This is a genomic window from Mesorhizobium sp. WSM4989 (assembly GCF_029625795.1).
Classification (GTDB): domain Bacteria; phylum Pseudomonadota; class Alphaproteobacteria; order Rhizobiales; family Rhizobiaceae; genus Mesorhizobium.
This window is the reverse complement of sequence record NZ_JARTVN010000047.1, coordinates 1-258: the sequence shown is the minus strand read 5'-3', so window position 1 is coordinate 258 and position 258 is coordinate 1. Positions and strand designations below refer to the sequence as shown.

The window sequence follows — 258 nt, the reverse complement described above, 5'->3', positions numbered from 1 at the left end:
GCCTGTCAAGTTCGCCTCGCCGCCTGTATCGTCGCCGTCCTGCTCTTCGCCGTCATGTTCCGGCGCGAAGCCGGGGCGCAGGTTTTGATTTTGCGCACGTCTTTGTCCCGAAACCGGTTTCCACTTTCGGGAGACATGCTTCAGCTTTTGATCTTACGCATGTCTTTGTCCCGAAACCGGTTTCCACTTTCGGGAGACATGCGTTAGCCCGCGTGCTGCAGCCAGTGGCGGTCGAACACGTCGACGATGGCCCGGAAA

Annotated in this window: 1 protein-coding gene; it reads left to right on the top strand. The window is 58.9% G+C overall.

The annotated features are described in order from the left end of the window. On the top strand, nt 1–207 hold a 207-nt coding region (locus tag P9217_RS30255), incomplete at its 5' end, for a hypothetical protein (RefSeq protein ID WP_278088337.1). Between the last annotated feature and the right edge of the window lie 51 nt (nt 208–258).